Origin of the sequence: Noviluteimonas caseinilytica (genome assembly GCF_018406605.1) — a bacterium.
Classification (GTDB): Bacteria; Pseudomonadota; Gammaproteobacteria; order Xanthomonadales; family Xanthomonadaceae; genus Noviluteimonas; species Noviluteimonas caseinilytica.
This window is the reverse complement of the sequence record NZ_AP024545.1, coordinates 3,182,432-3,204,151: the sequence shown is the minus strand read 5'-3', so window position 1 is coordinate 3,204,151 and position 21,720 is coordinate 3,182,432. Positions and strand designations below refer to the sequence as shown.

Sequence of the window (21,720 nt, the reverse complement as noted above, 5' to 3'; positions counted from 1 at the left end):
CTCCAACCGGGAGGTCGGCCATGCGCCCCTGCAGCCACGCTTGCTTTGCGCTCCTGCTGTTCGCGCCGGTCCCGGCGCTGGCCTTCTGCCCGTTCAAGCCCATCGACCATGTCGTGACCTACGACGACTCGGGGATCTGGAACCGCGACTACCAGAAGCAACTCGCGGCAGGCGTCGCGCTCACCGTGATCGGCGGCGCGCTGTTCACCGACAACGATTCGCGGATGGGTCATACGTTCGACCAGGCGTTCGATTCCATGATCCTGACGGCCGGCACGACCACGGCGATGAAGTACGTGTTCTCGCGCGAGCGCCCCAGCCAGAACGCCGATTCGTGCGATTTCTTCGACGGGGCGGGGCACCAGAGTTTTCCCAGCGGCGAAGTCGCCGAAATCACCTCGGTGGTCACGCCCTTCATGCTCGAGTACGGCCATGACCATCCCTGGGTATACGCACTCGCCGTGCTTCCGGTCTACGACGCCGTCGCGCGCGTCAAGGTCCACGGGCATTGGCAGAGCGACGTGCTCGTGGGCGCGGGCATCGGCGTGGCGTGGGGCATCTACGCGCACCACCGCAAGACGCCGCTCATCCTGGGCTACCTGCCGGGCGGCGGGATGATGGTCGGGTATCAGAAGGAGTTCTGACGCCGCGGGGATTCAATTTGCGCGATTGAAGACATCGCGCTCCGGCTTATAGACCGCGCTGCGCCCGCCGAAGGCGCCGACGACGCTGTGGAAAACGTTGTCGTCGCCGAACGGTGGCTTCGCGCGCAGGTCCCCGGCGGAAACGTGTCGCGATGCGCTGAAGCCCGGCGACATCCACACGAGGAACGGCACGACGCGCTGGACATCCGGTGCGATCGCATTGGGTGCGCCGTGGAGATAGAAACCATGCTCGCCCAGCGACTCTCCGTGGTCGGAGAGGTAGAGCATCGTGGAATCGCTCTGGGGCACCGCCTGCAGGACGTGGATCGTTTCGGCCAGCACATGGTCCGTGTAGAGGATCGTGTTGTCGTACGCGTTGACGAGTGCGGCCTGGCTGCACGCGCCCAGGTCCACGGATTCGCACGCCGGCTGGAAACGCGCGAAGGCGGGCGGCACGCGCTTGGTATAGGTCGGGCCGTGGCTGCCTGCCAGGTGCAGCACGACTAAGATGCGCCGGGACGCGGAGCGCGCCAGCATGTCCCGCAGTTGATACAGCAGTACGTCGTCGTGGCCGAGTGCATCGCACCCGATGCCCGTGCAGGTCTTGCGGATGTCGTCGGCGCGCTGGAACAACTGGACATGCAAGGGCGGCTCGCCCCAGTTGTTGGTCCGCCAGATCACCTGCACGCCGTGGCGCTGCAGGTAGTTCGGCAAGGTTTCCTGGCTGACGCGCGCCGGCGCATCGCTGCCGATGGACGACAACATGCAGCGGATCGCCGCGGTCGTGTACGTGGCGCAGGCGTGCGCATCGGGAAGCGCGATCACGCCTGCCTTGGCAAGTTCGGGATTGGTGTTTCGCTTGTATCCGTAGAGCGAGAAGTTGCTTGCGCGCGCCGATTCACCGATCACCAGCACGACGATGGTCTTGCGGTCCGGATGCGCGTCGGCCAGGAAATGCAGGGCCGGCAGCGGCGCCTGCGCACGCTGGGACGCAGCTCGGTCGTCGAACAGGCGGACGGTGTTCGCGAGATAGCTCCACGGCAGCATCAACCCGCCCAGGGACCTGGCGTGTTTGTCGAACCACAACCAAGTGGACGATCCCGCATACACCACGACGCATCCGAGCACGCCCGCGATCACCAGCACGCGCAGGCGCGCGCGCCGGCGTGCGTCGAGGATGACGGTCTTCGCCACGATCCACGCGGGCAGCACGCCCAGCAGGAGCACGTACACGAGGAGTTTCGGATGGAAGAGTTCGAACGTCTGCGCGCGGTCGGTCGCGAAGACATTGCCCATCATCGATTTGTCGAGGAGCACGTGGTACGTGTCGATGAAGTACAGCGCGAGGCTGTTGCCGACGAGCAGCACGATGCACAGCGCTTTCATCGTCCGCAGCGACAACAGCGATACCGCCGCGAGCGTCATCACCATCAGCACGGCTTGCACGACGGTCAGCACCAGCAGGCACGCCAGGCCGGACGCGCTGCGGGGATCGAGGGTGGACAGGGCGAAGGTATACAGCGGCCAGCCGAAGAGGACCAGGTTCGCCGCGGTGAAGGCTGCGACGAACGTCGGATGCGAGCAATGGAAGCTGAAGTTCCGGGGCGTCATGCAGAGGCCCTGGTGGTGCCGGAAGTGGGACTCGAACCCACACGCTTTTAAGGGCGGCGGATTTTGAGTCCGCTGCGTCTACCGATTCCGCCATTCCGGCGCGGGCGCGCAGTATAGCCGGGCTCTGCGCGCTTCAGAACCCGCGCGCTTTCAGAATCCGCCGTACCGCGCCATCGCGGCGGCCAGCACGAAGATCACGGCCAGGCCCGCCAGTTCGATCCGCAGGATCGTCCGCGTGCCGGCCAGCGCGGCCGCATCGGGGACGAACCCGGGCTGCGTCTTCTGCGCCTTCCGCCAGCGCGCGTAGCGCACGGTCGGCAGGATCGACAACAACCCGACCAGCACGAAGGTGCCGACCTTGGCATGGAACCAGGGGTTGTGCAGGTAGAAGTCCGGGCCCTTGAGGCCGAAGAACACGCGGCACACGCCGACGGCGAGCAGCAGGCCTGCGACGAGGCCGTAGCCGGCGTCGAGTTTCGCAAGGCGGCCCACGGTGTCGGCGCGCAGTTCGCCGCGCAACAGCACGGCCTGCGACACGAGCATCGCGGTGAGGGCGAAAACGAGGAGGTGGTGGAGGGCGGCCAGCGCGAGGTCGGTCGCCATGCGGTCAGGCCGCTTCGTCGGTGGCGAGCGTCGCGTTTTCGCGCACGAACCATTCGCCCTTGGCAGGTACGAACTTCGAGCAGCACTCCATCGGCGCCTTGTAGATGTGCAGCGAGATGGCGACCTGGTCCGGGCTGGTGTTGCGGATGGTGTGGTACTCGTGCGGCGGGATCAGGCTGCCGGCGCTGCCGGGGCCCGCGTGCATGCCGCCGGCGGCGCGGAAGTGGAAGCGTTCGCCGTCGCGTTCGAGCAATTCGAACTGCGTGATTTCCAGTTCGCCGTCCCACACGCCTTCCACGCACCACAAGCCGGAATGGTCGTGCACCGGCGTGCCCTGTCCCGGGCCCCACGTCATCGCCACGACGCTGTAGCCGTGCTGCGGGCTGCGGTAGAGCTCGCGGCGCGCATAGTGGTCGACGATGGGCTCGTGGACGCAGTCGGGCAGCTGCACGTCGCGGTCCTTGATCATCCGGCACAGCGCGTTGCGCAGCGCGGAGGTGACGGCGTGTTCGTCCCCGGCCACGACGGCCTCGTCGATCGCGGCGACCAGCTTGTCGCGGCCACGGAAATCGACGTTGTGGAACTCGAGCTCGGAACACGCGTTCATGGGTCAGGCCCGGCGGGTGGACGCGGCGGATTGTACCGACAGGCCCGAGAGGAAATCGCGAACCGCCGGTCCGAAACGGGCAATGTCCACGAGAAACGCGTCGTGGCCCTGCGGGGACGGCAGCGGCAGGAACTCAGCGGCAGCACCGCCCGCGCGCAGGCCCTGCGCCACCTGTTCCTGCTGCTGGAGCGGGAACAGGATGTCCGTGGCCACGCCGATCGCCAGCGCCCGCTCCACGCGGATCCGGCCGAGGCCGGTCTCCACGGAGCCGTCGCCGTATTCGGCCAGGTCGAACCAGTCCATCGAACGGCTGAGGTAGAGGTAGCAGTTGGGATCGAAGCGGCGCACGAAGCGGCGGGCGTGGGCTTCGAGGTAACTCTCCACTTCGAATTCCAGGCCGAAGGGATCCTCGTCGTCGCGGCGGTCCGAATCCAGGCGCACGCGCCCGAAGCGGCCATCCCATTCCAGCGCCGAGCGATACGTGATCACGCCCAGCTTGCGCGCCATGCGCATGCCGGCTTCGGGATACGTCGTCTCGTCGTAATTCCCGTGGTTCCAGTTCGGATCCAGGCGGATCGCTTCGCGTTGCAGCGAGCGGATCGCGATGGAGAACGGCAACGCGCGTGGTGCGCCGGAGATGTTGATGTGCGATGCGGCCGATCCCGGATGCAGTAACAGGTACGCCAGCGCCACCATGCCGCCCATCGAATTGCCGATCACGCACGCCAGGCGCTGGATGCCGAGCGCCGTGACCACCGAATGCGCGGCGTTCGCGCCGTCTTCGATCGACAGTTCGGGGAAGTCGAGGTCGTAGCGCGCGCCGGTGGCCGGATCGATCGACGCGGGACCCGTCGATCCCTTGCAGCTGCCGAGCGAATTCACGCACACCACGAACCAGCGATTCGTGTCGATCGGCTTGTCGGGCCCGACCATCGCGTCCCACCAGCCTTCCTCCGGGTTGCCCGCGTTCGACGCGGCATGCGCATCGGGCGAGAGGCCGGTGAGGATCAGCACCGCGTTGTCCGCGGACGGCGACAACGTGCCCCAGGTTTCGTAGGCCACGCGCGCCCCGTGCAACGCGCCGCCGCGCTTCATCGCGAAGGGCGAGGGCAGGGCGTGGAATTGCGTGCCGGGGGGGATGAATTCGGTCATGGGCTGGCGCGTCCCAGGGTCAGGTCCACGGGCGATTTTGCCGGCAAGGTGACGCGCACGGGCGTCGAAGCGATATCGCCTTCCTGCGGCAGCGCGTCGCCCGACGTCGAGATGCGCGCGAGCACTTCCACTTCGCGCAACGCGGAGAGTTTCTGCGTCGGCATCGGGCTGTCGCCGTCGTCGAGCACGATGTCGAGCGGGAGGTCCTGCAGCGTGTGGCGTTCCACCGCGACCGGCATCGGCGGGCCGCCGGCGGCGCGCGCGATCACGAACACGGTGGCATCGCCACGCAGGCGCACGCGCGAGGCGAATTCGGGGTCCAGCGCGACACGAACGCGCAGGCCTTGGGACGGCGGTGCGGAGGCGACCGGCGTGGCTTCGGGCAGCGGCGCTTCACCGGCGGCAACGCGCGCGGCATTGATCTGCGTGCGCAACGACGCGGTCGTCGAGGCATCCACCACGGCGAGCAGCGGCTCCCACGTGCGCGCGGCTTCCGCGTCCTTGCCCGCCTGGCGTTGCGCGATGCCGAGGAACCAGCGCGCGCGCTGGTGTTGCGGCTGCACCTGCAACGCGGTTTCGAGCAGCGTGACCGCTTGCGCGTCGAACGTGCGGTTCGGTGCGGTCATGGCGCGCGCCTGTGCGGCTTCCACGAGCACGTCGGGTTCCTGCGGCGCCAGCTTCGCCGCGTGCGCGAACGCATCGCGCGCTTCGGTGAGGCGCTGCGAATTCGACAGGGCCTGGCCGAGCAGGCGCCAGCCTTCGGGCTGGTTGGGGTTCTTCGCCAGTTCCGCCTGCATCTGCTTGATCGCGTCGTCCAGCGTTTCGGGCATCGCGACGGTAGCCTGCGGTTCGAGCGCCGCCGGCGTGCCGACCACGCGATACAGCGCGAACGCCGCCACGGCGATGCCGACCGCGAACGCGGCCGCGATCCCGCGCGATTCGCGCAACAGGGGCCGCAGCAACAACGCGAGCACGACGAGAACCAGCACGCACGCGCACACCCAGAACATCGCCATCGGCGCCATCACCACTCCTGCGAAGCGTCGTCGGCGACGGGACTGGACGAGCGCCGGCGCACGATGCGCGCGACGACGAAGCCGCCGCCGAGCAGCAGCAGGCCGGGCCCGAGCCAGAGCAGCCACGTGCGTGTTTCCACGCGCGGGCGGTAGAGCACGAACTCGCCGTAGCGCGCGACGAGGAAATCCTTGATCTGCGCGTCGGTGCGGCCTTCGCGCATCAGGTCGAGCACTTCGTGGCGCAGGTCGAAGGCGATCTGCGCGTTGGAATCGGCCAGTGACTGGTTCTGGCACATCACGCAGCGCAGTTCGGACACGAGCGCGTGGAAGCGGGCTTCTTCGCGCGCGTCGCGGAATTCGAGCGGAGCGACGTCGGTGCCGACCTGGGCTTTCGCTTCGCCCGAACCCAGCGCAAGCGCGAGCAACAGGGCCGCGGTCACGGCGAACGCGGTGAACCCGATCAGCGCGTACCACAGCTTCCTCATCGCGCCGCCCCCGGTTGCGGATCGATCGCATCCAGCGCCGGCACCAGTTCGCCCTGGATCAGCGCATCGGTGAGCGGGCCCACGTGCTTCCAGCGGATCACGCCGTTCGCATCGACGAGGAAGGTTTCCGGTGCGCCGTAGATGCCCCAGTCGATCGCCGCCTTGCCTTCGACGTCGGCGACCACGAGCCAGTACGGATTGCCGAACTGCCCGAGCCAGCGCAGCGCGTCCTCGCGATCGTCCTTCCAGTTGAAGCCCACCATGCGCACGCGCTTGGTTTCGGCGAAGCGCGTGAGCACCGGATGTTCGTCGCGGCACGACGGGCACCAGCTGCCCCACACGTTGAGCACGAACGGTGCGCCGCGAAAATCGGCGAGCGTGACCGTGCGGCCGGGCTCGTGCAGCACGGGCAGCGCGAACGCCGGCGCAGGCTTGTCGATGAGCGGCGAGGGCAGCGCTTCGCGATCGGGATTGCGGCTCAGCCACACGCCGGCGGCGAGCAACAGCGCGAGCGCGGCGAAGATGGCGAGCGGGAGGAAGCGTGCGGCGTTGGGCTTGCTCATGCGCGCGATTCCGCGACTTGCGCACTCGTCTGCGGTGCAGGCTGCGTCGCGGCCTTGCGGAATCGCCGATCCGTCGCGGTCACGAATCCGCCCAGCCCCATCAGCGCCGCGCCGAACCAGATCCAGCGTACGAACGGCTTGTAATGCACGCGCACGGCCCACGCGTCGCCGCCCAGCGGCTCGCCGAGTGCGACGTAGAGATCACCGCGCCAGCCCGGCGCGATGCCGGCTTCCGTCATCACCTGGCCACCGCTGGCGTAAGCGCGCTTTTCCGGATGCAGCGTCGTCAGTTCGCGGTCGCCGTCGAACACGCGCACAGTGCCGTGGTCCGCTTCGTAGTTGGGGCCGCGGCGATGTTCGACGCCTTCGAATTCGAAGCGATGCGTGCCGAGCGCCACCGACTCACCCGGCGCGAGCGCGAGTTCGCGCTGCTGCGACAGGCCTTCGACCAGCAACGCACCGACGAGGAACACCGCCACGCCGGTATGCGCCAGCGTCATGCCGAGCATTTCGGCGGTGAACGCACGCCCGCGTTGTTCGAAGCGCGACCACAGGAAGCGCGCGGTGCCCGCCGCCACCCACGTCGCGCCCGCCAAACCGGCGGCGACTTTCCACGGCCCTTGCTTGGCGAGGAAGAACGTTGCGATGCCGACGCCGATCGCCAGTCCCGCCCACGGCACCAGCATCGCGAACGGGCGCGAGGCCTGTTCGCGCTGCCACTTCGTCAGCGGCCCGAACGGCAGCAGCAACACCAGCGGCGCCATCAGCACGGTGAACAGCAACGCGAAATAAGGCGGCCCGACACTGATCTTGCCGAGCGACAGCGCATCGGCGAGCAGCGGATACAGCGTGCCGATCAGCACCATCGCGCAGGCGGTGGACAGCAGCAGGTTGTTGGCGAGCAGCAGCGTTTCGCGCGAGCTGGCGGCGAACGGTGCGCCGTCGTTGTCGTCCGGCGCGCGCAGTGCGTACAGCAGCAACGAACCGCCGACGACCGTGCCGAGGAACAACAGGATGAACAGGCCGCGCGTGGGATCCGCCGCGAACGCATGCACGCTGGTCAGCACGCCCGAACGCACGAGGAAGGTGCCGAGCAGCGACAGCGAGAATGTGGCGATGGCCAGCAACAGCGTCCAGCCGCGGAAGCTGCCGCGCTTCTCGGTGACCGCCTGCGAATGCAGCAGCGCCGCGCCGGCGAGCCACGGCATGAAGCTCGCGTTCTCCACCGGATCCCAGAACCACCAGCCGCCCCAGCCCAGTTCGTAATACGCCCACCACGAACCCAGCGCGATGCCGCAAGTGAGGAAGCCCCACGCCACGTTCGTCCACGGCCGCGTCCAGCGCAGCCAGCGCGCATCGACCTTGCCGTCCAGCAGCGCCGCGATCGCGAAGGCGAAAGGCACCGAGAACCCGACGTAGCCCAGGTACAACATCGGCGGATGGATGATCATCCCCGGGTCCTGCAGCAGCGGGTTGAGATCGCGACCTTCGAGCACGGCCGGCAGCAGGCGTTCGAACGGATTGCTGGTGAACAGCAGGAACGCGAGGAAGCCCACCGCGACCAGGCCCATCACGCCCAGCACGCGCGCGATCACGACGTCGGGCAACGACTTGGAGAAGAACGCGACTGCGGCCGTCCACGTCGCCAGGATCAGCGCCCACAGCAGCAGCGAGCCTTCGTGCGCGCCCCACACGGCGGTGTAGCGATACACCAGCGGGAGCAGCGTGTTGCTGTTCACCGCGACGTACTTCAACGAGAAGTCCTGCACGACGAACGCATGCGCGAGCAGGCCGAACGCCAGTGCGACCAGCGCCCACTGCAGGTAGGCCGCGGGCCGCGCGACCGCCATCCACGCCACGCGACCGCGCTGCGCACCGGCGAGCGGCAACGCCGCCTGCATCGCCGCGACCAGCAGCGCCAGGACGAGCGCGATTTGTCCGAGTTCGGGCAGCACTTACTGCGTGGCCTGTGCGGCGGCGGCGTCCGCCGGCACGTCGTGCTTGCGGTGCGCGATGCCCATCTTGTCCGCCACTTCCTTCGGCATGTAGGTCTCGTCGTGCTTGGCCAGGACCTCTTCGGCGACGAAGGTGCCGCCGCGCATGCGGCCGGTGGCGATGACGGCCTGCTTCTCGCGGAAGAGGTCGGGGAGGATGCCGGTGTAGACGACGGGCATCTGCGCATCGCCGTCGTCCACGCTGAAGTGCGCTTCCATCGAGCCCGTCGCGCGCTTGAACGAACCGCCCTGCACCATACCGCCGAGGCGGAAGCGCGCCTGGCCCGACGACACCGCGTCGCCGGCCTTGCCCGTCAGCACTTCCGACGGTGTGTACAGATACGCGACGTTGCGCTGCAACGCATACGCGACGAGCGCGGTGGCGATGCCGGCGGCGACGACCAGCGCCAGCACGTACCAGAGGCGACGCTTGCGGGTGGGGTTCATTCGATGGAGTCGCTCTGCAAAGGTGTTCTGCTCAATTCGTTGATCTCGGGGCGCGCGGCGGCGCGCGCGGCGCGCAACTTCGCGGCGCGCAACTGCCGGCGCACGTCCAGCCGCGGCGCGATGAAATCCCACGCCAGCACGAGGCCGAACACCGCGTAGGCGGCGATGACGTAATCGCGGTAACTCATCGCGCACGCTCCGGGGCGCCGCCGGCCAGGCGCAGCACCCAGTCCTTGCCGGCTTCGCGGCGCAGGTTGTCGGCGCGCGCACGCATCAACAGCGAGCCGATGAACCACAACTTGGTGGCGATGATCATCGCGAACAACGGCGGCAGCATGCTCGGGTCCATGTGCGACTTGCCGAACAGGCTGATGGTCTGCCCCTGGTGCAGCGAGTTCCACCACACCACGGAATAGCGGATGACCGGCAGCAGCGCGACGCCGACGATGGCGAGCAAACCGGCCGCGCGCGCCGCGCTGCGGCGGTCTTCGATCGCGTTGTACAGGCCGATCACGCCGAGATACAGGAACAGCAGGATCAGCTCGGTGGTCAGGCGCGGATCCCAGTCCCACCACGTGCCCCACATCGGCTTGCCCCAGATGGCACCGGTGGCCAGCGTGATCACCGTGAACGCGGCGCCGATCGGCGCGCAGGCCATCGCCAGGATTTCGCACAGCTTGATGCGCCAGATCAGCGCGATCGCCGCGTAGAACGCCATCAGCCCGAACACGAACATGCTCATCCACGCGCTCGGCACGTGGATGTAGAGGATGCGGAAGCTGTCGCCCTGCTGGTAATCGGCGGGCACCTGGAACAGCGCGCCCCAGATCCCGTACGCGCCCACCAGCACGGCGAGCACGTACGCCACCGGCGCCCAGCGCGCGGCGAAGCGATCGAAGTAGGGCGGCGACCCGAGTTGGTGGAACCAGCGGACGAGCGGATGCATGGGCGGCTACGTGAGAGCGATTCGGATCGCCGCGGCTGCGGCGAGCGGGGCCAGTACCAGCGCCAGCACGAGGCCGGCGCCGAGGTAGAGCAGGGGCGCGAGGGCGTCCTGGCCCTGCGCCGCGAGCGCGACGCTGCCCGCGCCGAACACCAGCACGGGCACGTACAGCGGCAGCGCGAGCAGCGCGACAAGGATACCGGAGCGACGCATGCCCACGGTCAGCGCGGCGACCACCGCGCCCAGCAGGCTCAGGAGCGGCGTGCCGAGCAGCAGCGAGGCCATCAGCGCCGGGAGTTGTTCGCGCGGCAGGTGCAGCAGTTCGCCGAGCAGGGGCGTGGCGATGACCAGCGGCAGCGACGTGCTGGCCCAGTGGATCGCGGTGCGCACCAGCACCAGCCACGCCAGGGGCACCGGCGCGAGCATCCATTGTTCGAGCGATCCGTCCTCGGCATCGCCGCGGAACAGCGTGTCGAGCGCGAGCAGGCCCGCCAGCAGCACGGCGACCCACAGCACCGGCGCGGCCACGCGTTGCAGCGCCTGTGCCTCGCCGCCCAGCGCGAGCGCGAACAGCACGACCACCAGCAGCGCGAACAGGGCCGGTTGCAGCGCATCGCCGCGGCGGCGCCACAGCAGGCGCGAATCGCGGGCGAGCAGGGCGAAGGCGGCCTGGCGCATCACGTCGCACGCTCCAGTTGCAGCATGCGCGTGCGCACGGGCGGCGCTGCGTAGGCGCCGTGCGTGGTGAGCAGCGCCGCGCCGCCTTCGCGCAGGTGCGCCTGCACCATGCGGTTCACGAGGTTGATGCCTTCCAGGTCCAGGTTGGCGTAGGGCTCGTCGAGCAGCCACAGCGGCGCGGGCGACAGCCACAGGCGCGCGAGCGACAGGCGCTTCTTCTGGCCCGCGGACAACTGGCGCGCGAGGGTGTCTTCGTAACCGGCCAGGCCCACCAGCGCGAGCGCGTGCGCCGGCAGCTGGCCCTTGCGCCGGCCATGCAGGCCGCACAGGAAATGCAGGTTCTCGAGCGCGGAGAGGTCGGCCTTCAGCGCCGGGAGATGGCCGAGGTAGGCGATCGCGCGCGAGCGGCGGCTGGTGTCGGCCGCCTGGCCATCGATCTCGACGTCGCCGTGATCCGCCCGCAGCAATCCGGCCAGCACGCGCAGCAACGTGGTCTTGCCCGCGCCGTTGTCGCCTTGCACCAGCAAGGCTTCGCCCGCGTCGACTTCGAGCGCGAGGGGGCCGAACACCGGTTGTTCGTTGCGCGCGAAGCGCAGGCCGCGTGCGGCAAGCAGCGGCGGGGCGATGGACATCGGGTCGGTGCGAACGGCCGGGTTCGGCCGGGGGCGCCATTCTAGCGGCTGGGGACGCCCGATTTGCCCGGTTTGGGCTGGCCGGCGGGCGCGCGGGCATGGGCGAGCTGTCCGCACCACTCGACGAATTCGCGCGGCTTGGCCATCAGCGGCTGTTGCGCGTACATGCGCAGGCGGATCGCTTCGCCGCGGTTCCAGACCAGGGTGCCCAGCTGCCCGTAGCGCAGGGCCAGGCGGTCGAATTCTTCGTCCGGCATGTCCATCACCACCCAGCTCGGCTCGCGCCAGCTGCGGTTGGGGGCGGAGCAGAAGCCCGGGCGGAACGGCAGTTCGCTCGCGAGCAGGGCGGTGTGCAGGGCTTCGTCCGCGCGGCGATTCACGGCCTCGGGGCGCGGCACCGAATGCGGGTCCCACGCCGACAGCAGCCCGAAGTGCTGGCTCTGCGGGAAGAAGGCTTCGAGCTCGGGCGCGCGGTGGCCGATGCGCAAGGCACGCCATTCGCCGTCGAGTTCCCAGCGGTATTCCGCGGCGTGGTACGCATCGAGCAGGGTCGCGATGCGCAAATCGTTCTGGAGGGACATGGCGGGCAGGTTTAACGCATGGGCTGGGCTCCGTAAACTCCGGTGAACGCATCGGCGCCCTTTGCAAACGATTCCGGCACCGATCCTCACGAGTCCGCCACCACAAGCGCACGGAAGGCCCATGCACATCGACACCAAGCTGCCCCGGGTCGGGACGACCATTTTCACGGTGATGTCCCAATTGGCCATGGAGCACCAGGCGGTGAACCTGGGCCAGGGCTTCCCGGATTTCCCGGTGCCCGACCTGCTGGTCGAATCGCTGGATCGCGCGATGCGCGCCGGCCACAACCAGTACGCGCCGATGACGGGCATCCCCGCGCTGCGCAGCGCCATCGCGAACAAGACCGAGCGCGTGTACGGCTGGCGCCCGGATGCGGATCGCGAAGTCACGGTGACCTCCGGTGCGACCGAGGCGATCTTCGATGCCATCCACGCCGTCGTGCGCGCGGGCGAAGAAGTCATCGTGCTCGACCCGTGTTACGACTGCTACGAACCGGCGATCGACCTCGCCGGCGCGCGCGCGGTGCACGTGCCGCTGGATCCGCGCACGTTCGCGCCCGACTGGAACCTGGTGCGCGCCGCGATCACCCCGCGCACCCGCATGCTGATGATCAACAGCCCGCACAACCCGTCGGGCGCGATGCTGTCGCAGGCGGACATGGCGGAAGTCGCCAATATCCTGCGCGACACGGAGATCGTGCTGCTGTCCGACGAGGTGTACGAACACATCGTGTTCGACGGCGCGCGCCATGAATCGGTGCTGCGCTACCCGGAGCTGCGCGAGCGCGCGTTCGTCATCTCCAGCTTCGGCAAGACCTACCACTGCACGGGCTGGAAGATCGGCTACTGCATCGCGCCGCCCGCCTTGTCCGCCGAATTCCGCAAGGTGCACCAGTACAACACCTTCTGCAGCTTCGCCCCGGCGCAACATGCGTTCGCCGAAATGATCGAACGCGACCCGGCGCACTACGACACGCTGGGGGCGTTCTACGAAGCAAAGCGCGACCACTTCGCCGCGCAGTTGCGCGAGACGCGCCTCGTGCCGCTGCCGGTGCCGGGCGGGTATTTCCAGCTGGTCGATTATTCGGCGGTCAGCGATCTGGACGATCTCGCGTTCTGCCGCTGGCTCACCACCGAGCATGGCGTCGCGGCCATCCCGCTGTCGCCGTTCTACGAAACGCCGCCGCCGGGCCAGCGCCTGGCGCGCCTGTGCTTCGCGAAAAACCAGGCCACGCTCGACGCGGCCATCGACCGGCTGCGCAAGCTTTGACGCCGCCTTCGCAACCCATGGAGCACTCCAAGGCGATGCAGGACCTTCGAATTTCCCTCGTGCAGGGCGACACGCGCTGGCACGACCCGGCAGCGAACCGCGCGTACTACGGCCACCTGCTCGCGCCGCTGCATGGGCAGACCGACCTCGTGCTGTTGCCCGAAACCTTCACCAGCGGCTTCAGCAACGACGCGATCGACCAGGCCGAAACGATGGACGGCCCGACGATCGCGTGGCTGCGCGAACAGGCGTACGCGCTGGGGGCGGCGGTATGCGGCAGCGTGCAGATCCGTGACGGCGACGGCGTCTACAACCGCCTGTGCTTCGCCACGCCCGAAGGCGCGCTGCACACCTACGACAAGCGCCACCTGTTCCGTTACGCGAAGGAACACGAACGCTACGCCTCCGGCCGCGACCGCCTCACCATCGACTACATGGGGTGGCGCATCTGCCCGCTGGTCTGCTACGACCTGCGCTTCCCGGTGTATTCGCGCAACCGCTACGACGTCGAACGCGCGCAGGGGCTGGACTACGACCTGCTGCTGTACGTGGCCAACTGGCCCGCGGCGCGTTCGTATGCCTGGCGCACGTTGCTGCGCGCCCGCGCGATCGAAAACCTGTGTTTCGTCGCCGGCCTCAATCGCGTCGGCACCGACGGCAACGGGCTGAAGTACGACGGCGAGAGCGCGGTCATCGATTTCCTCGGCCGGCCGCTGAGCGAATGCACGGACGAGGAACTCGTCGTCACCACCACGCTGCCGGCACGGGAATTGCTGGCGCATCGCGAACGCTTCCCCGCGATGCTCGATGCGGATGCATTCACGCTGACCTGAGCGGCCGCTGCAACGATACGTTGCAGCCATGCGTGGCCGCACCACGGGCATTTGTGGCGTTCAATGCGGGAACTCCCCAAGGGAATCCCCCGCAATGAACGAGAAGCAATTGATCGCCGTCGTCGGTGCCACGGGTGCGCAGGGCGGCGGCCTGGTGCGCGCCATCCTCGATGATCCCAATGGCGGTTTCCGCGTCCGCGCCCTCACGCGCCACGTCGACGGCGAGAAGGCGCGTGCGCTTTCGGCCGCCGGCGCCGAAGTGGTCGCGGCCGACCTCGACGACGAAGCCAGCCTGGAAAACGCGCTGCGCGGCGCGGACGGCGCGTTCTTCGTCACCAACTTCTGGGAACACTTCTCGCCCGAGAAGGAATACGAACAGGCCCGCAACCTGGCGCGCGCGGCGAAGGCGGTGCGCGTCAAGCACGTCGTGTGGTCCACGCTGGAAGACACGCGCGAACGCGTGCCGCTGGGCGACGACCGCATGCCCACGCTGCAGGGCAAGTACAAGGTCCCGCACTTCGATGCGAAGGGCGAGGCCGACAAACTGTTCGCCGAAGCAGGCGTGCCCACGACCTACCTGCGCACGTCGTTCTACTGGGACAACCTCATCCATTTCGGCATGGGCCCGAAGCCCGGCCCCGACGGCACGCTGCAGTTCGTGCTGCCGATGGACGACGCGAAGATGCCGGCGATGGCGGCCGAGGACATCGGACGCAGTGCGTACGGGATCTTCAAGGCGGGCGATCGCTACATCGGCAAGCAGGTGTCGATTGCGGGCGAACATCTCAACGGCAAGGAGATGGCCGCGGCGCTGACCAAGGCGCTGGGACGCGAGGTGAAGCATGCGGCGGTGTCGCCGGCGGACTATCGCGGGTTCGGGTTCCCGGGCGCGGACGACCTGGGGAACATGTTCCAGTACTACCGCGATTTCGAAAGCGAGTTCCGCGCGCCGCGGGACGTGGAGGCGACGCGCAAGTTGAATCCGCAGCTGCAGTCGTTTTCGCAGTGGCTGGAGAAGAATGCTTCGAGGATTCCGTTGGAATAACCGAGGCGCTATCTTCGAACGCCGAAATAGACCTGCTCCGCCGCCCATCGCAGGGGCGGCGAATGCAGCAGCAGGTCGAAGGGCCAGTCGAACGGCATGCGGTCGAAGGCCCAGCGCAACGCACGCTTGGCGCGGAAACGCGGCGCGGCCTCGATCGCGATGGCTTCGGGGCGCGGCCCGTCGTTGCGCACGTGCGCGGCCACCGCGCGGCCCACGGTCCATGCGTGCTCCCATGCAGAATGGATGCCACCCGCGGTGACCGGCGACACGATGCCCGCTGCATCGCCGGTGAGCATCACGCCTTCGCTCGCGAGCGGCCACACCGGGCCGCTGCACGGAATCAATCCGGCGCGGGTCGGTCCCGGCGTGAGGCGCAACGGCAATCCACCGGCGCGACCCACGCGCAACAGGAACCCATCGAGATCCGGCACGCGTGCATTCGCCGGATCGTGGCGCAACGCGAGGCCCGCCTGCACGCCGCCGGGGTTCTGCGCGATCCAGCCGATGTAACCGGGCGCATAGCGCTTGCTGATGAAGCAGTGCAGCGCATCGGGTTCGGCGAGGCGTGCGTGCGGGAATTCGTATTCGATGCCGTAGAGGAACTGGCGCACGCGTCCGAGCCCGCAACGCTCGGCGACGCGCGAGCGCGCCCCATCGGCGCCGACGAGGAAGCGCGTGCGGCCGATGCCTTCGACGTCCCAGCCACCGTCGATGCGCTTCGCATCGCGGAACGACGTGGACAGTCGCAGGTCGACGCCATGGCTGCGCAATTGCGTGGCGAGCCAGCGCATCACGCCCGGCGTATCCGTCGTCAGGAAGTAACACCCCGGCGCGGCGAGCGCGATCTGCTTGAGGCTCGGTGCGTAGAGGCGCACTTGTTCGACGCGTCGCACGAGGTCGGTGGGCAACGCGCCGAGCAACGTGCGCTCGGCGGCCTCCTTCACGATGATGCCGGTGGTGCGGAGTTTTTCGCCGGGGTCGCGCTTGCGTTCGAGCACGCATACGCGCAGCCCGGATTGCGCGGCCGCGAGCGCGCACGCCGCGCCGGCGAAGCTTGCGCCGACGACGACCAGGTCGAAGGCGAATCGGTCATGGGTCATGTGGCGCGCAGCGTCGCCAACCGCGACGAAGCGACGATGGCGCGAACGTGAAGCGACGACGAAGTCTGCTTGCCACCGGAAACGAAGAAGGGCGCTTGCGCGCCCTTCGTTCGTCATTGCCGCCGTGGATCAGCCGCCCGAATGGCGACCGCCACCGGGACGCCCGCCACCGCGCGGACCGCCCGGACGCGGACCCGCGGGACGCGGACCACCGGGACGACCGCCCGGACGCTGGCCGCCAGGCGCACCGCCGGGACGTGCGCCACCCGGACGCGGACCGCCGGGGCGTGCGCCGCCAGGACGCGGACCGCCCGGACCCGCCGGACGCGGACCACGCGGCTTGTCGGCGTACGGATTGAAACCGCCGGGATTCGCGTGATCGGACGGGAAGCTCGGCGCGTTGCCGGGATGCCCGTACGGACGATGCCCGCCACCGCCGCCGCCCGGACCCCCGGGACCGCGCGGACCACGCGCATCACCGCGATTCGCTGCACCGCCGTTGCCGTACGGACGCGGACCACCGGCGCCGGCCGGACGCGGACCGCCGCCCCCCGGACGCGGACCACCACCCCCCGGACGCGGGCCACCCGCGCCGCCGCCCGGCTTGTTGCCGTAGGGCTTGCGCGGACCGCGCGCACCATCGGGATTGCGATGGCCGGTCGGACCCGTGGCGACGCCTTCCGGCACGTACCACGTGCGGAATTCGCTCGGCGCACCCGCATCGCGCGATTCACCCGGACGCATGCGCTGGCCGGCCTGGCGCGGACCCTTCGGCTTGAACGCCTTGTTGCCGGCATTCGCCGCGGCTTCGCCGCTGACCGTCAAACCGCCATGCGGCTTCTTGCCGCCGCGACCCGGGCGACGATCGTCGCGCACGTGGTCGAAGCGACGCAGTTCGCGGCCTTCGTCTGCCGTGTTGTGGCCGCCGACGTAACCGCCGCCCTTCGCGCCGCCGAAATGCAGCGTCGACTTGGCAGCCTTGCGCTGGCCGATCACCGGCATCAGCGTGAGCGAGGAGGGCGCGCCTTCTTCGAGGCCGACCTTCGCGCGCAGCGCGGCGACCTTGTCGGGCGCGAGTTCCTGCGACTGGCCGCGCAGCAGCGGCTGCGGCAGCGACACGTCGCCGTAGCGGATGCGCTTCAGGCGCGAGACCTGGCAGCCCTGCGATTCCCACAGGCGGCGCACTTCGCGGTTGCGGCCTTCCTTGAGGAGCACGCGGAACCAGTCGTGCGATCCGTCTTCGTTGCCCTTCAGGCGTTCGATTTCGTTGAACTGCGCCGGGCCGTCGTCGAGCAGCACGCCGCGCTGCAGGCGGTCGACCAGCTTGTCCGGCACGGTGTCTTCGCCTTCGGGCGCACGCACGCGGCACACGTACTCGCGTTCGACTTCGAAGGAGGGATGCATCATCGCGTTGGCGAGTTCGCCATCGGTGGTGAGCACCAGCAGGCCGGTGGTGTTGATGTCGAGGCGGCCGATCGCGATCCAGCGCGCACCCTTCAGGGCGGGCAGGGATTCGAAGATGGTCGGGCGGCCTTCGGGATCTTCGCGCGTGGTGACTTCGCCTTCGGGCTTGTTGTAGATCAGCACGCGCGCCGGTTCGGTCAGCGCGCTGGCGACGAACGTGCGGCCGTCGATTTCGATCTTGTCGCCGCCGGTGACGCTCATGCCGACCTGGGCGACGTTGCCGTTGACGCGGATCAGGCCGTCGGCGATGCGCTGCTCGAGCGCGCGGCGGGAGCCGAGGCCGGCCTGCGCGAGCACCTTGTGCAGGCGCTCCTCGAGGCGGGGCGCGTCGGCGGACGTTTCGGTTGCACCGCGCTTCAGCGAAAGCTTGCGCGGGCGGTCTTGCTCACTCATGGGTCTGCTCCGACGAGGCCGTTTCGGCGTCGTCATCTTCGTAATCGTTGGGGGCTTCGGGGGCGACGCCGTGCGCGTCGTTCAAAGGGAGGTCGTCGATGGCTTCGTCGTCCATCGCGGGTTCGTCCATGACGCTGTCGTCCATGGGCATGTCGCCGACGGGCAGGGACGCCGCGGCTTCGGGTTCGAACTGCAGTTGCGGTTCGAGCTCGCCGAGGTCCTTGAGTTCGGACAACGGCGGCAGTTCGTCCAGGCGCTTGAGGCCGAAGTAATCGAGGAAGCCCTTGGTGGTGCCGAACAGTGCGGGCTTGCCCGGCACGTCGCGGTGGCCCACCACGCGGATCCATTCGCGTTCCTCGAGCGCCTTGATGATGTTGCTGTTGACCGCCACGCCGCGCACCTGTTCGATCTCGCCGCGCGTGATCGGCTGGCGATAGGCGATGAGCGCGAGGGTTTCGAGCGTGGCGCGCGTGTACTTGGTCTGGCGTTCGGTCCACAGGCGCGCGACCCACGCATGCACGTCGGCCTTCACCTGGAAGCGGAAGCCGGACGCCAGTTCCACCAGTTCCACGCCGCGATCCGCGCACTGCTCGCGCAGCGTTTCGAGCGCCTGCTCCACCGAATCGTCCGGCGCCGGATCGTCCAGCGAGAACAACCCGTGCAGCTGCGCCAGGGTGAGCGGCTGGTTGGCCGCCATGAGGGCGGCTTCGACGATGCGCGTGATGAAGGTTTGGTCCATGGGGCTCAGGCGTTGGAATCGTTGGCGGCGGGTTCGTCGTCGAACTCGCTCGACAGTTCGAGGGCGTCGGGGGCGTCGTCGCCGACGGCGAGCGACTTGACGTAGATCGGGGCCAGCGTGCGCATGTCGCCATGCGCGTCGCTCGGCGGCTCCTGGAGGATTTCGACCAGCTGTTCCTTGGCGAGCGTGAGCAAGGCCAGGAACGTCACCACGACGCCCAGCTTGCCCTCGTGCACCACGAACAGCGACTCGAAGCGATGGAAGGCGCCATCGCCCATCCGTTCCAGCAGCTCGCCCATGCGCTGGCGCACGCTCAGTGCGTCGCGCTTGATGGCGTGCTGCGTGAAGAGCTCGGCGCGCTTGAGCACGTCGGCCAGCGCCAGCAGCATTTCGCGCAGGTCCACCGGCGGCGGCAACTTCACCGACGCGCGATCCGGCACGAAGGCCGACACCGGGGCCGTGTCGCGATCCTGGCGGGGTAGGGCGTCGAGGTCTTCGGCGGCCTGCTTGAAGCGTTCGTATTCCTGGAGGCGGCGCACGAGATCCGCGCGCGGGTCGTCTTCCAGGCCTTCCTCGCTCGGCGGCCGCGGCAGCAGCATCCGGGATTTGATCTCGGCCAGGATCGCGGCCATCACCAGGTATTCGGCGGCGAGCTCGAAGCGCATCTCGTGCATCGCCTGGATGTAGGTGACGTACTGGCGCGTGATCTCGGCGACCGGGATGTCCAGGATGTCCAGGTTCTGGCGGCGGATCAGGTACAGCAACAGGTCCAGCGGGCCTTCGAACGCATCGAGGATGACCTCGAGCGCGTCCGGCGGGATGTACAGGTCCTGCGGGATCTGCAGCACCGGCTGGCCGAGCACCATCGCCAGCGGCATTTCCTGCTGCTGCGGGTGGGGACCGGCCATGGATGTCGGGTGTGCGCCTGCGGCTGTCGCCTCGGGCACGGGCACGCTCGGTTCTTCGGACATGCGTTTCGCGGCCCCCTCCGGGCCACTGCTGGTGCAAGGCGGCGGCGAACGGGCGGGCCCGGGCGCGGTCGCGGATCGAAAAGTCGCTTGCAAGGGGATCCGGGCGGCGGTGCCATCGGATCGCGGTGGGCCGCGTGTGGCCGGCCTCGAACAATGGTCGCAAGGGTACGGGGGTCGACCGGCACTGTCCACACCTTAGAATCGCGGCCCCGATCCAGCAGGTGCATCGACGCCCATGTGGTACGCCATCGAAGGACACGACGGAGCCGACGTGCTCGCAAGCCGCATGGCCGCGCGCCCCGCCCACGTGGCCCGGCTCACCGACCTGCGCGACCAGGGCCGCCTGCTGCTCGCGGGCCCGTGCCCGGCGATCGATGCGGAAGACCCGGGCCCGGCGGGTTTCAGCGGCAGCATCGTGATCGCCGAGTTCGAATCGATCGAGGCCGCCCGCGCCTGGGCCGATGCCGATCCCTACGTGGAGGCCGGCGTCTACACCCGCGTGGACGTGCGTCCGTTCAAGCCGGTGCTGCCGTGAGCGATCGCGTCGAACGGATCCGCGCGGCGCTGGATTCGGCGCTTTCGCCCACGTTCCTCGAGGTCGTCGACGACAGCGCCCGCCATGCCGGCCACGCCGGCGCGCGGGACGGGCGGGGGCACTTCAACGTCGACATCGTCAGCGACGCCTTCCGCGGGCTGGCTTCGCTGGCGCGCCATCGCGCCGTCTACGCCGCGGTGGGCGAGATGATGACCACCGACATCCACGCGCTTTCCATCCGGGCCCGCACCCCGGACGAGGCCAGGGCCTGAAGTTCCCAACCCTGCGCTGATCTTTACGCCTTGTTTACACCCGGTTGTGAAAACGTTTACATTCGGGACGCAACGGGGATTCGAGGTCAGCACGGATGGGTGATGTCGTGACGATCCGGGATGTGGCGAGGCTGGCCCAGGTATCCGTGGCCACGGTCTCCCGCGCCCTCAATGGACGCGAAAACGTCGCCAGCGGCGTGCGCGCCCGGGTGATCGACGCCGCGAAGGAACTCCGCTACGTCCCCCACCACGCCGCCCGCAGCCTCAGCAGCCGGCGCACCCGCACCATCGGCGTCGTCCTGCCGGACCTCCACGGCGAGTTCTTTTCCGAACTCATGCGCGGCATCGACCAGGTGGCGCGCGAGCACGATCTGTATCTCCTCGTCTCCAGTTACCACGGCCACCCGGAAGAGCAGGGCGTGGCGCTGCGCGCGATGCGCGGCCGCGTCGACGGCCTGCTGGTGATGTCGCCCTTCGTCGAAAGCACGCCGCTGGCGGACGACTTCGACGACGCGCATCCGGTCGTGCTCATCAACACCGGCCTGACGGGCATCGGCCTGGGCACGCTGCGCGTCGATAACCACGGCGGTGCGCGCGGCATGGTGCAGCACCTGGCGGCGCGCGGGTTCCGCCGCATCGCGTTCGTCGCCGGCCCCGAAGGCAACTTCGACGCCGCCGAACGCCTGCGCGGCTATCGCGAAGCGCTCGCCGAATTCCTGCCCGACGCCGATCCCATCGTGCTGCCCGGCGCGTTCGACGAATCCTCCGGCCATCGCGCCGGCCAGGCCATCATCGCGATGGCGGAGCGGCCCGACGCCGTGTTCTGCGCCAACGACATGACCGCGCTCGGCTGCCTGTTCGCGTTCCACCAGGCCGGCCTGCGCGTGCCGGACGACATCGCGCTCGCCGGCTTCGACGACATCCCGCTCGCGCGCTACGTGCATCCCTCGCTGACGACGATCGCCGTCGACATCGCCGAACTCGGTGGTCTCGCATTGCGCGCGCTGATCGCGGGCACGCCGCTCGACAGCGCCCCCATCGCTCCGCACCTCGTGGTGCGCGAATCGACACAACGCGATACGCCGCCGGCTCCGCACGGCGAGCGCCGCGACAGTTCCTAGAGGCCGTGCGCGGCCCCTGCG

The 21,720-nt window shown here is 68.9% G+C and carries 24 protein-coding genes, 1 tRNA gene and 1 pseudogene; 7 read left to right on the top strand and 19 right to left on the bottom strand.

Annotation, left to right across the window (positions count from 1 at the left end; translation table 11 throughout):
- Positions 1-20: 20 nt before the first annotated feature.
- Positions 21-644, top strand: coding sequence for a phosphatase PAP2 family protein (locus LYSCAS_RS15595; RefSeq protein ID WP_213434956.1), 624 nt, complete (start codon positions 21-23; stop codon positions 642-644).
- 12 nt (positions 645-656) lie between these two features.
- On the opposite strand, the gene eptA is transcribed toward LYSCAS_RS15595, so the two are convergent.
- The 15 genes from eptA to LYSCAS_RS15520 all read right to left on the bottom strand — a co-directional run bounded on the left by eptA (position 657) and on the right by LYSCAS_RS15520 (position 11,956).
- The gene (gene eptA / locus LYSCAS_RS15590) at positions 657-2,255 is read right to left on the bottom strand and encodes a phosphoethanolamine--lipid A transferase EptA (protein WP_213434955.1); all 1,599 of its coding nucleotides are present in this window, start codon (positions 2,253-2,255) and stop codon (positions 657-659) included.
- A 13-nt stretch (positions 2,256-2,268) separates the two neighbouring features.
- Positions 2,269-2,355: transfer RNA gene (locus tag LYSCAS_RS15585), tRNA-Leu, on the bottom strand.
- A gap of 50 nt (positions 2,356-2,405) precedes the next feature.
- Positions 2,406-2,858: a DUF2214 family protein gene (locus tag LYSCAS_RS15580; RefSeq protein ID WP_213434954.1), complete on the bottom strand. Its 453-nt coding sequence runs from the start codon at positions 2,856-2,858 to the stop codon at positions 2,406-2,408.
- 4 nt (positions 2,859-2,862) lie between these two features.
- A complete protein-coding gene (locus LYSCAS_RS15575; protein ID WP_213434953.1) occupies positions 2,863-3,465 on the bottom strand; it encodes a cysteine dioxygenase family protein in 603 nt (200 codons plus the stop codon).
- A 3-nt stretch (positions 3,466-3,468) separates the two neighbouring features.
- Positions 3,469-4,617 carry a homoserine O-acetyltransferase MetX gene (gene metX / locus LYSCAS_RS15570; protein WP_213434952.1) on the bottom strand — a complete coding sequence of 383 codons (1,149 nt, stop codon included), beginning with the start codon at positions 4,615-4,617 and terminating at the stop codon, positions 3,469-3,471.
- The gene (locus LYSCAS_RS15565; RefSeq protein ID WP_213437882.1) at positions 4,614-5,633 is read right to left on the bottom strand and encodes a tetratricopeptide repeat protein; all 1,020 of its coding nucleotides are present in this window, start codon (positions 5,631-5,633) and stop codon (positions 4,614-4,616) included. The genes metX and LYSCAS_RS15565 overlap by 4 nt, the downstream gene beginning before the upstream one ends.
- A gap of 8 nt (positions 5,634-5,641) precedes the next feature.
- A complete protein-coding gene (locus LYSCAS_RS15560) occupies positions 5,642-6,073 on the bottom strand; it encodes a cytochrome c-type biogenesis protein (protein ID WP_407075190.1) in 432 nt (143 codons plus the stop codon).
- A 41-nt stretch (positions 6,074-6,114) separates the two neighbouring features.
- The gene (locus tag LYSCAS_RS15555) at positions 6,115-6,681 is read right to left on the bottom strand and encodes a DsbE family thiol:disulfide interchange protein (protein ID WP_213434950.1); all 567 of its coding nucleotides are present in this window, start codon (positions 6,679-6,681) and stop codon (positions 6,115-6,117) included.
- On the bottom strand, positions 6,678-8,636 hold the full coding sequence (locus tag LYSCAS_RS15550) for a heme lyase CcmF/NrfE family subunit (protein ID WP_213434949.1): 1,959 nt from the start codon (positions 8,634-8,636) through the stop codon (positions 6,678-6,680). Before LYSCAS_RS15550 ends, LYSCAS_RS15555 begins: the two co-directional genes overlap by 4 nt.
- A complete protein-coding gene (gene ccmE / locus LYSCAS_RS15545) occupies positions 8,637-9,122 on the bottom strand; it encodes a cytochrome c maturation protein CcmE (protein ID WP_213434948.1) in 486 nt (161 codons plus the stop codon).
- Complete coding sequence (locus LYSCAS_RS15540) at positions 9,119-9,310, bottom strand: heme exporter protein CcmD (protein ID WP_213434947.1); 192 nt, start codon at positions 9,308-9,310, stop codon at positions 9,119-9,121. The genes ccmE and LYSCAS_RS15540 overlap by 4 nt, the downstream gene beginning before the upstream one ends.
- Positions 9,307-10,068, bottom strand: coding sequence for a heme ABC transporter permease (locus LYSCAS_RS15535; protein ID WP_213434946.1), 762 nt, complete (start codon positions 10,066-10,068; stop codon positions 9,307-9,309). Before LYSCAS_RS15535 ends, LYSCAS_RS15540 begins: the two co-directional genes overlap by 4 nt.
- 6 nt (positions 10,069-10,074) lie before the next feature.
- Positions 10,075-10,743: a heme exporter protein CcmB gene (gene ccmB / locus LYSCAS_RS15530; protein ID WP_213434945.1), complete on the bottom strand. Its 669-nt coding sequence runs from the start codon at positions 10,741-10,743 to the stop codon at positions 10,075-10,077.
- Positions 10,743-11,375 (bottom strand): heme ABC exporter ATP-binding protein CcmA, encoded by a 633-nt coding sequence (gene ccmA, locus LYSCAS_RS15525; RefSeq protein ID WP_213434944.1) that lies wholly within the window; start codon positions 11,373-11,375, stop codon positions 10,743-10,745. The genes ccmB and ccmA overlap by 1 nt, the downstream gene beginning before the upstream one ends.
- 41 nt (positions 11,376-11,416) lie before the next feature.
- Positions 11,417-11,956: a DUF3293 domain-containing protein gene (locus LYSCAS_RS15520; RefSeq protein WP_213434943.1), complete on the bottom strand. Its 540-nt coding sequence runs from the start codon at positions 11,954-11,956 to the stop codon at positions 11,417-11,419.
- Positions 11,957-12,077: 121 nt separating this feature from the next.
- Between LYSCAS_RS15520 and LYSCAS_RS15515 the strand changes: the two genes are divergently transcribed.
- The 3 genes from LYSCAS_RS15515 (at position 12,078) to LYSCAS_RS15505 (ending at position 15,104) form a co-directional block, all read left to right on the top strand.
- Positions 12,078-13,226 carry a pyridoxal phosphate-dependent aminotransferase gene (locus tag LYSCAS_RS15515; protein ID WP_213434942.1) on the top strand — a complete coding sequence of 383 codons (1,149 nt, stop codon included), beginning with the start codon at positions 12,078-12,080 and terminating at the stop codon, positions 13,224-13,226.
- Positions 13,227-13,261: 35 nt separating this feature from the next.
- Positions 13,262-14,059 carry an amidohydrolase gene (locus LYSCAS_RS15510; RefSeq protein ID WP_213437880.1) on the top strand — a complete coding sequence of 266 codons (798 nt, stop codon included), beginning with the start codon at positions 13,262-13,264 and terminating at the stop codon, positions 14,057-14,059.
- Positions 14,060-14,153: 94 nt separating this feature from the next.
- Positions 14,154-15,104: an NmrA/HSCARG family protein gene (locus tag LYSCAS_RS15505; RefSeq protein WP_213434941.1), complete on the top strand. Its 951-nt coding sequence runs from the start codon at positions 14,154-14,156 to the stop codon at positions 15,102-15,104.
- A gap of 8 nt (positions 15,105-15,112) precedes the next feature.
- Here the strand turns inward: LYSCAS_RS15505 and LYSCAS_RS15500 are convergent, their stop codons facing one another.
- The 4 genes and pseudogenes from LYSCAS_RS15500 to LYSCAS_RS15485 form a co-directional block, all read right to left on the bottom strand.
- A complete protein-coding gene (locus LYSCAS_RS15500; RefSeq protein ID WP_213434940.1) occupies positions 15,113-16,204 on the bottom strand; it encodes an NAD(P)/FAD-dependent oxidoreductase in 1,092 nt (363 codons plus the stop codon).
- A 129-nt stretch (positions 16,205-16,333) separates the two neighbouring features.
- Positions 16,334-18,061 carry a pseudouridine synthase gene (locus tag LYSCAS_RS15495; RefSeq protein ID WP_213434939.1) on the bottom strand — a complete coding sequence of 576 codons (1,728 nt, stop codon included), beginning with the start codon at positions 18,059-18,061 and terminating at the stop codon, positions 16,334-16,336.
- 19 nt (positions 18,062-18,080) lie between these two features.
- Positions 18,081-18,800, bottom strand: a pseudogene (gene scpB, locus LYSCAS_RS15490) (SMC-Scp complex subunit ScpB); the annotation flags it as partial.
- A 5-nt stretch (positions 18,801-18,805) separates the two neighbouring features.
- Positions 18,806-19,708, bottom strand: coding sequence for a segregation and condensation protein A (locus LYSCAS_RS15485; RefSeq protein WP_244858581.1), 903 nt, complete (start codon positions 19,706-19,708; stop codon positions 18,806-18,808).
- A 298-nt stretch (positions 19,709-20,006) separates the two neighbouring features.
- On the opposite strand from LYSCAS_RS15485, the gene LYSCAS_RS15480 reads away from it, so the two are divergent.
- From LYSCAS_RS15480 to LYSCAS_RS15470, 3 genes are all read left to right on the top strand, one after another.
- Positions 20,007-20,306, top strand: coding sequence for a YciI family protein (locus LYSCAS_RS15480; protein WP_213434937.1), 300 nt, complete (start codon positions 20,007-20,009; stop codon positions 20,304-20,306).
- Positions 20,303-20,578 (top strand): BolA family protein, encoded by a 276-nt coding sequence (locus tag LYSCAS_RS15475; protein ID WP_213434936.1) that lies wholly within the window; start codon positions 20,303-20,305, stop codon positions 20,576-20,578. The genes LYSCAS_RS15480 and LYSCAS_RS15475 overlap by 4 nt, the downstream gene beginning before the upstream one ends.
- A 95-nt stretch (positions 20,579-20,673) precedes the next feature.
- Positions 20,674-21,699, top strand: a complete 1,026-nt coding sequence (locus LYSCAS_RS15470) for a LacI family DNA-binding transcriptional regulator (RefSeq protein ID WP_213434935.1) — start codon at positions 20,674-20,676, stop codon at positions 21,697-21,699.
- Positions 21,700-21,720 lie beyond the last annotated feature (21 nt).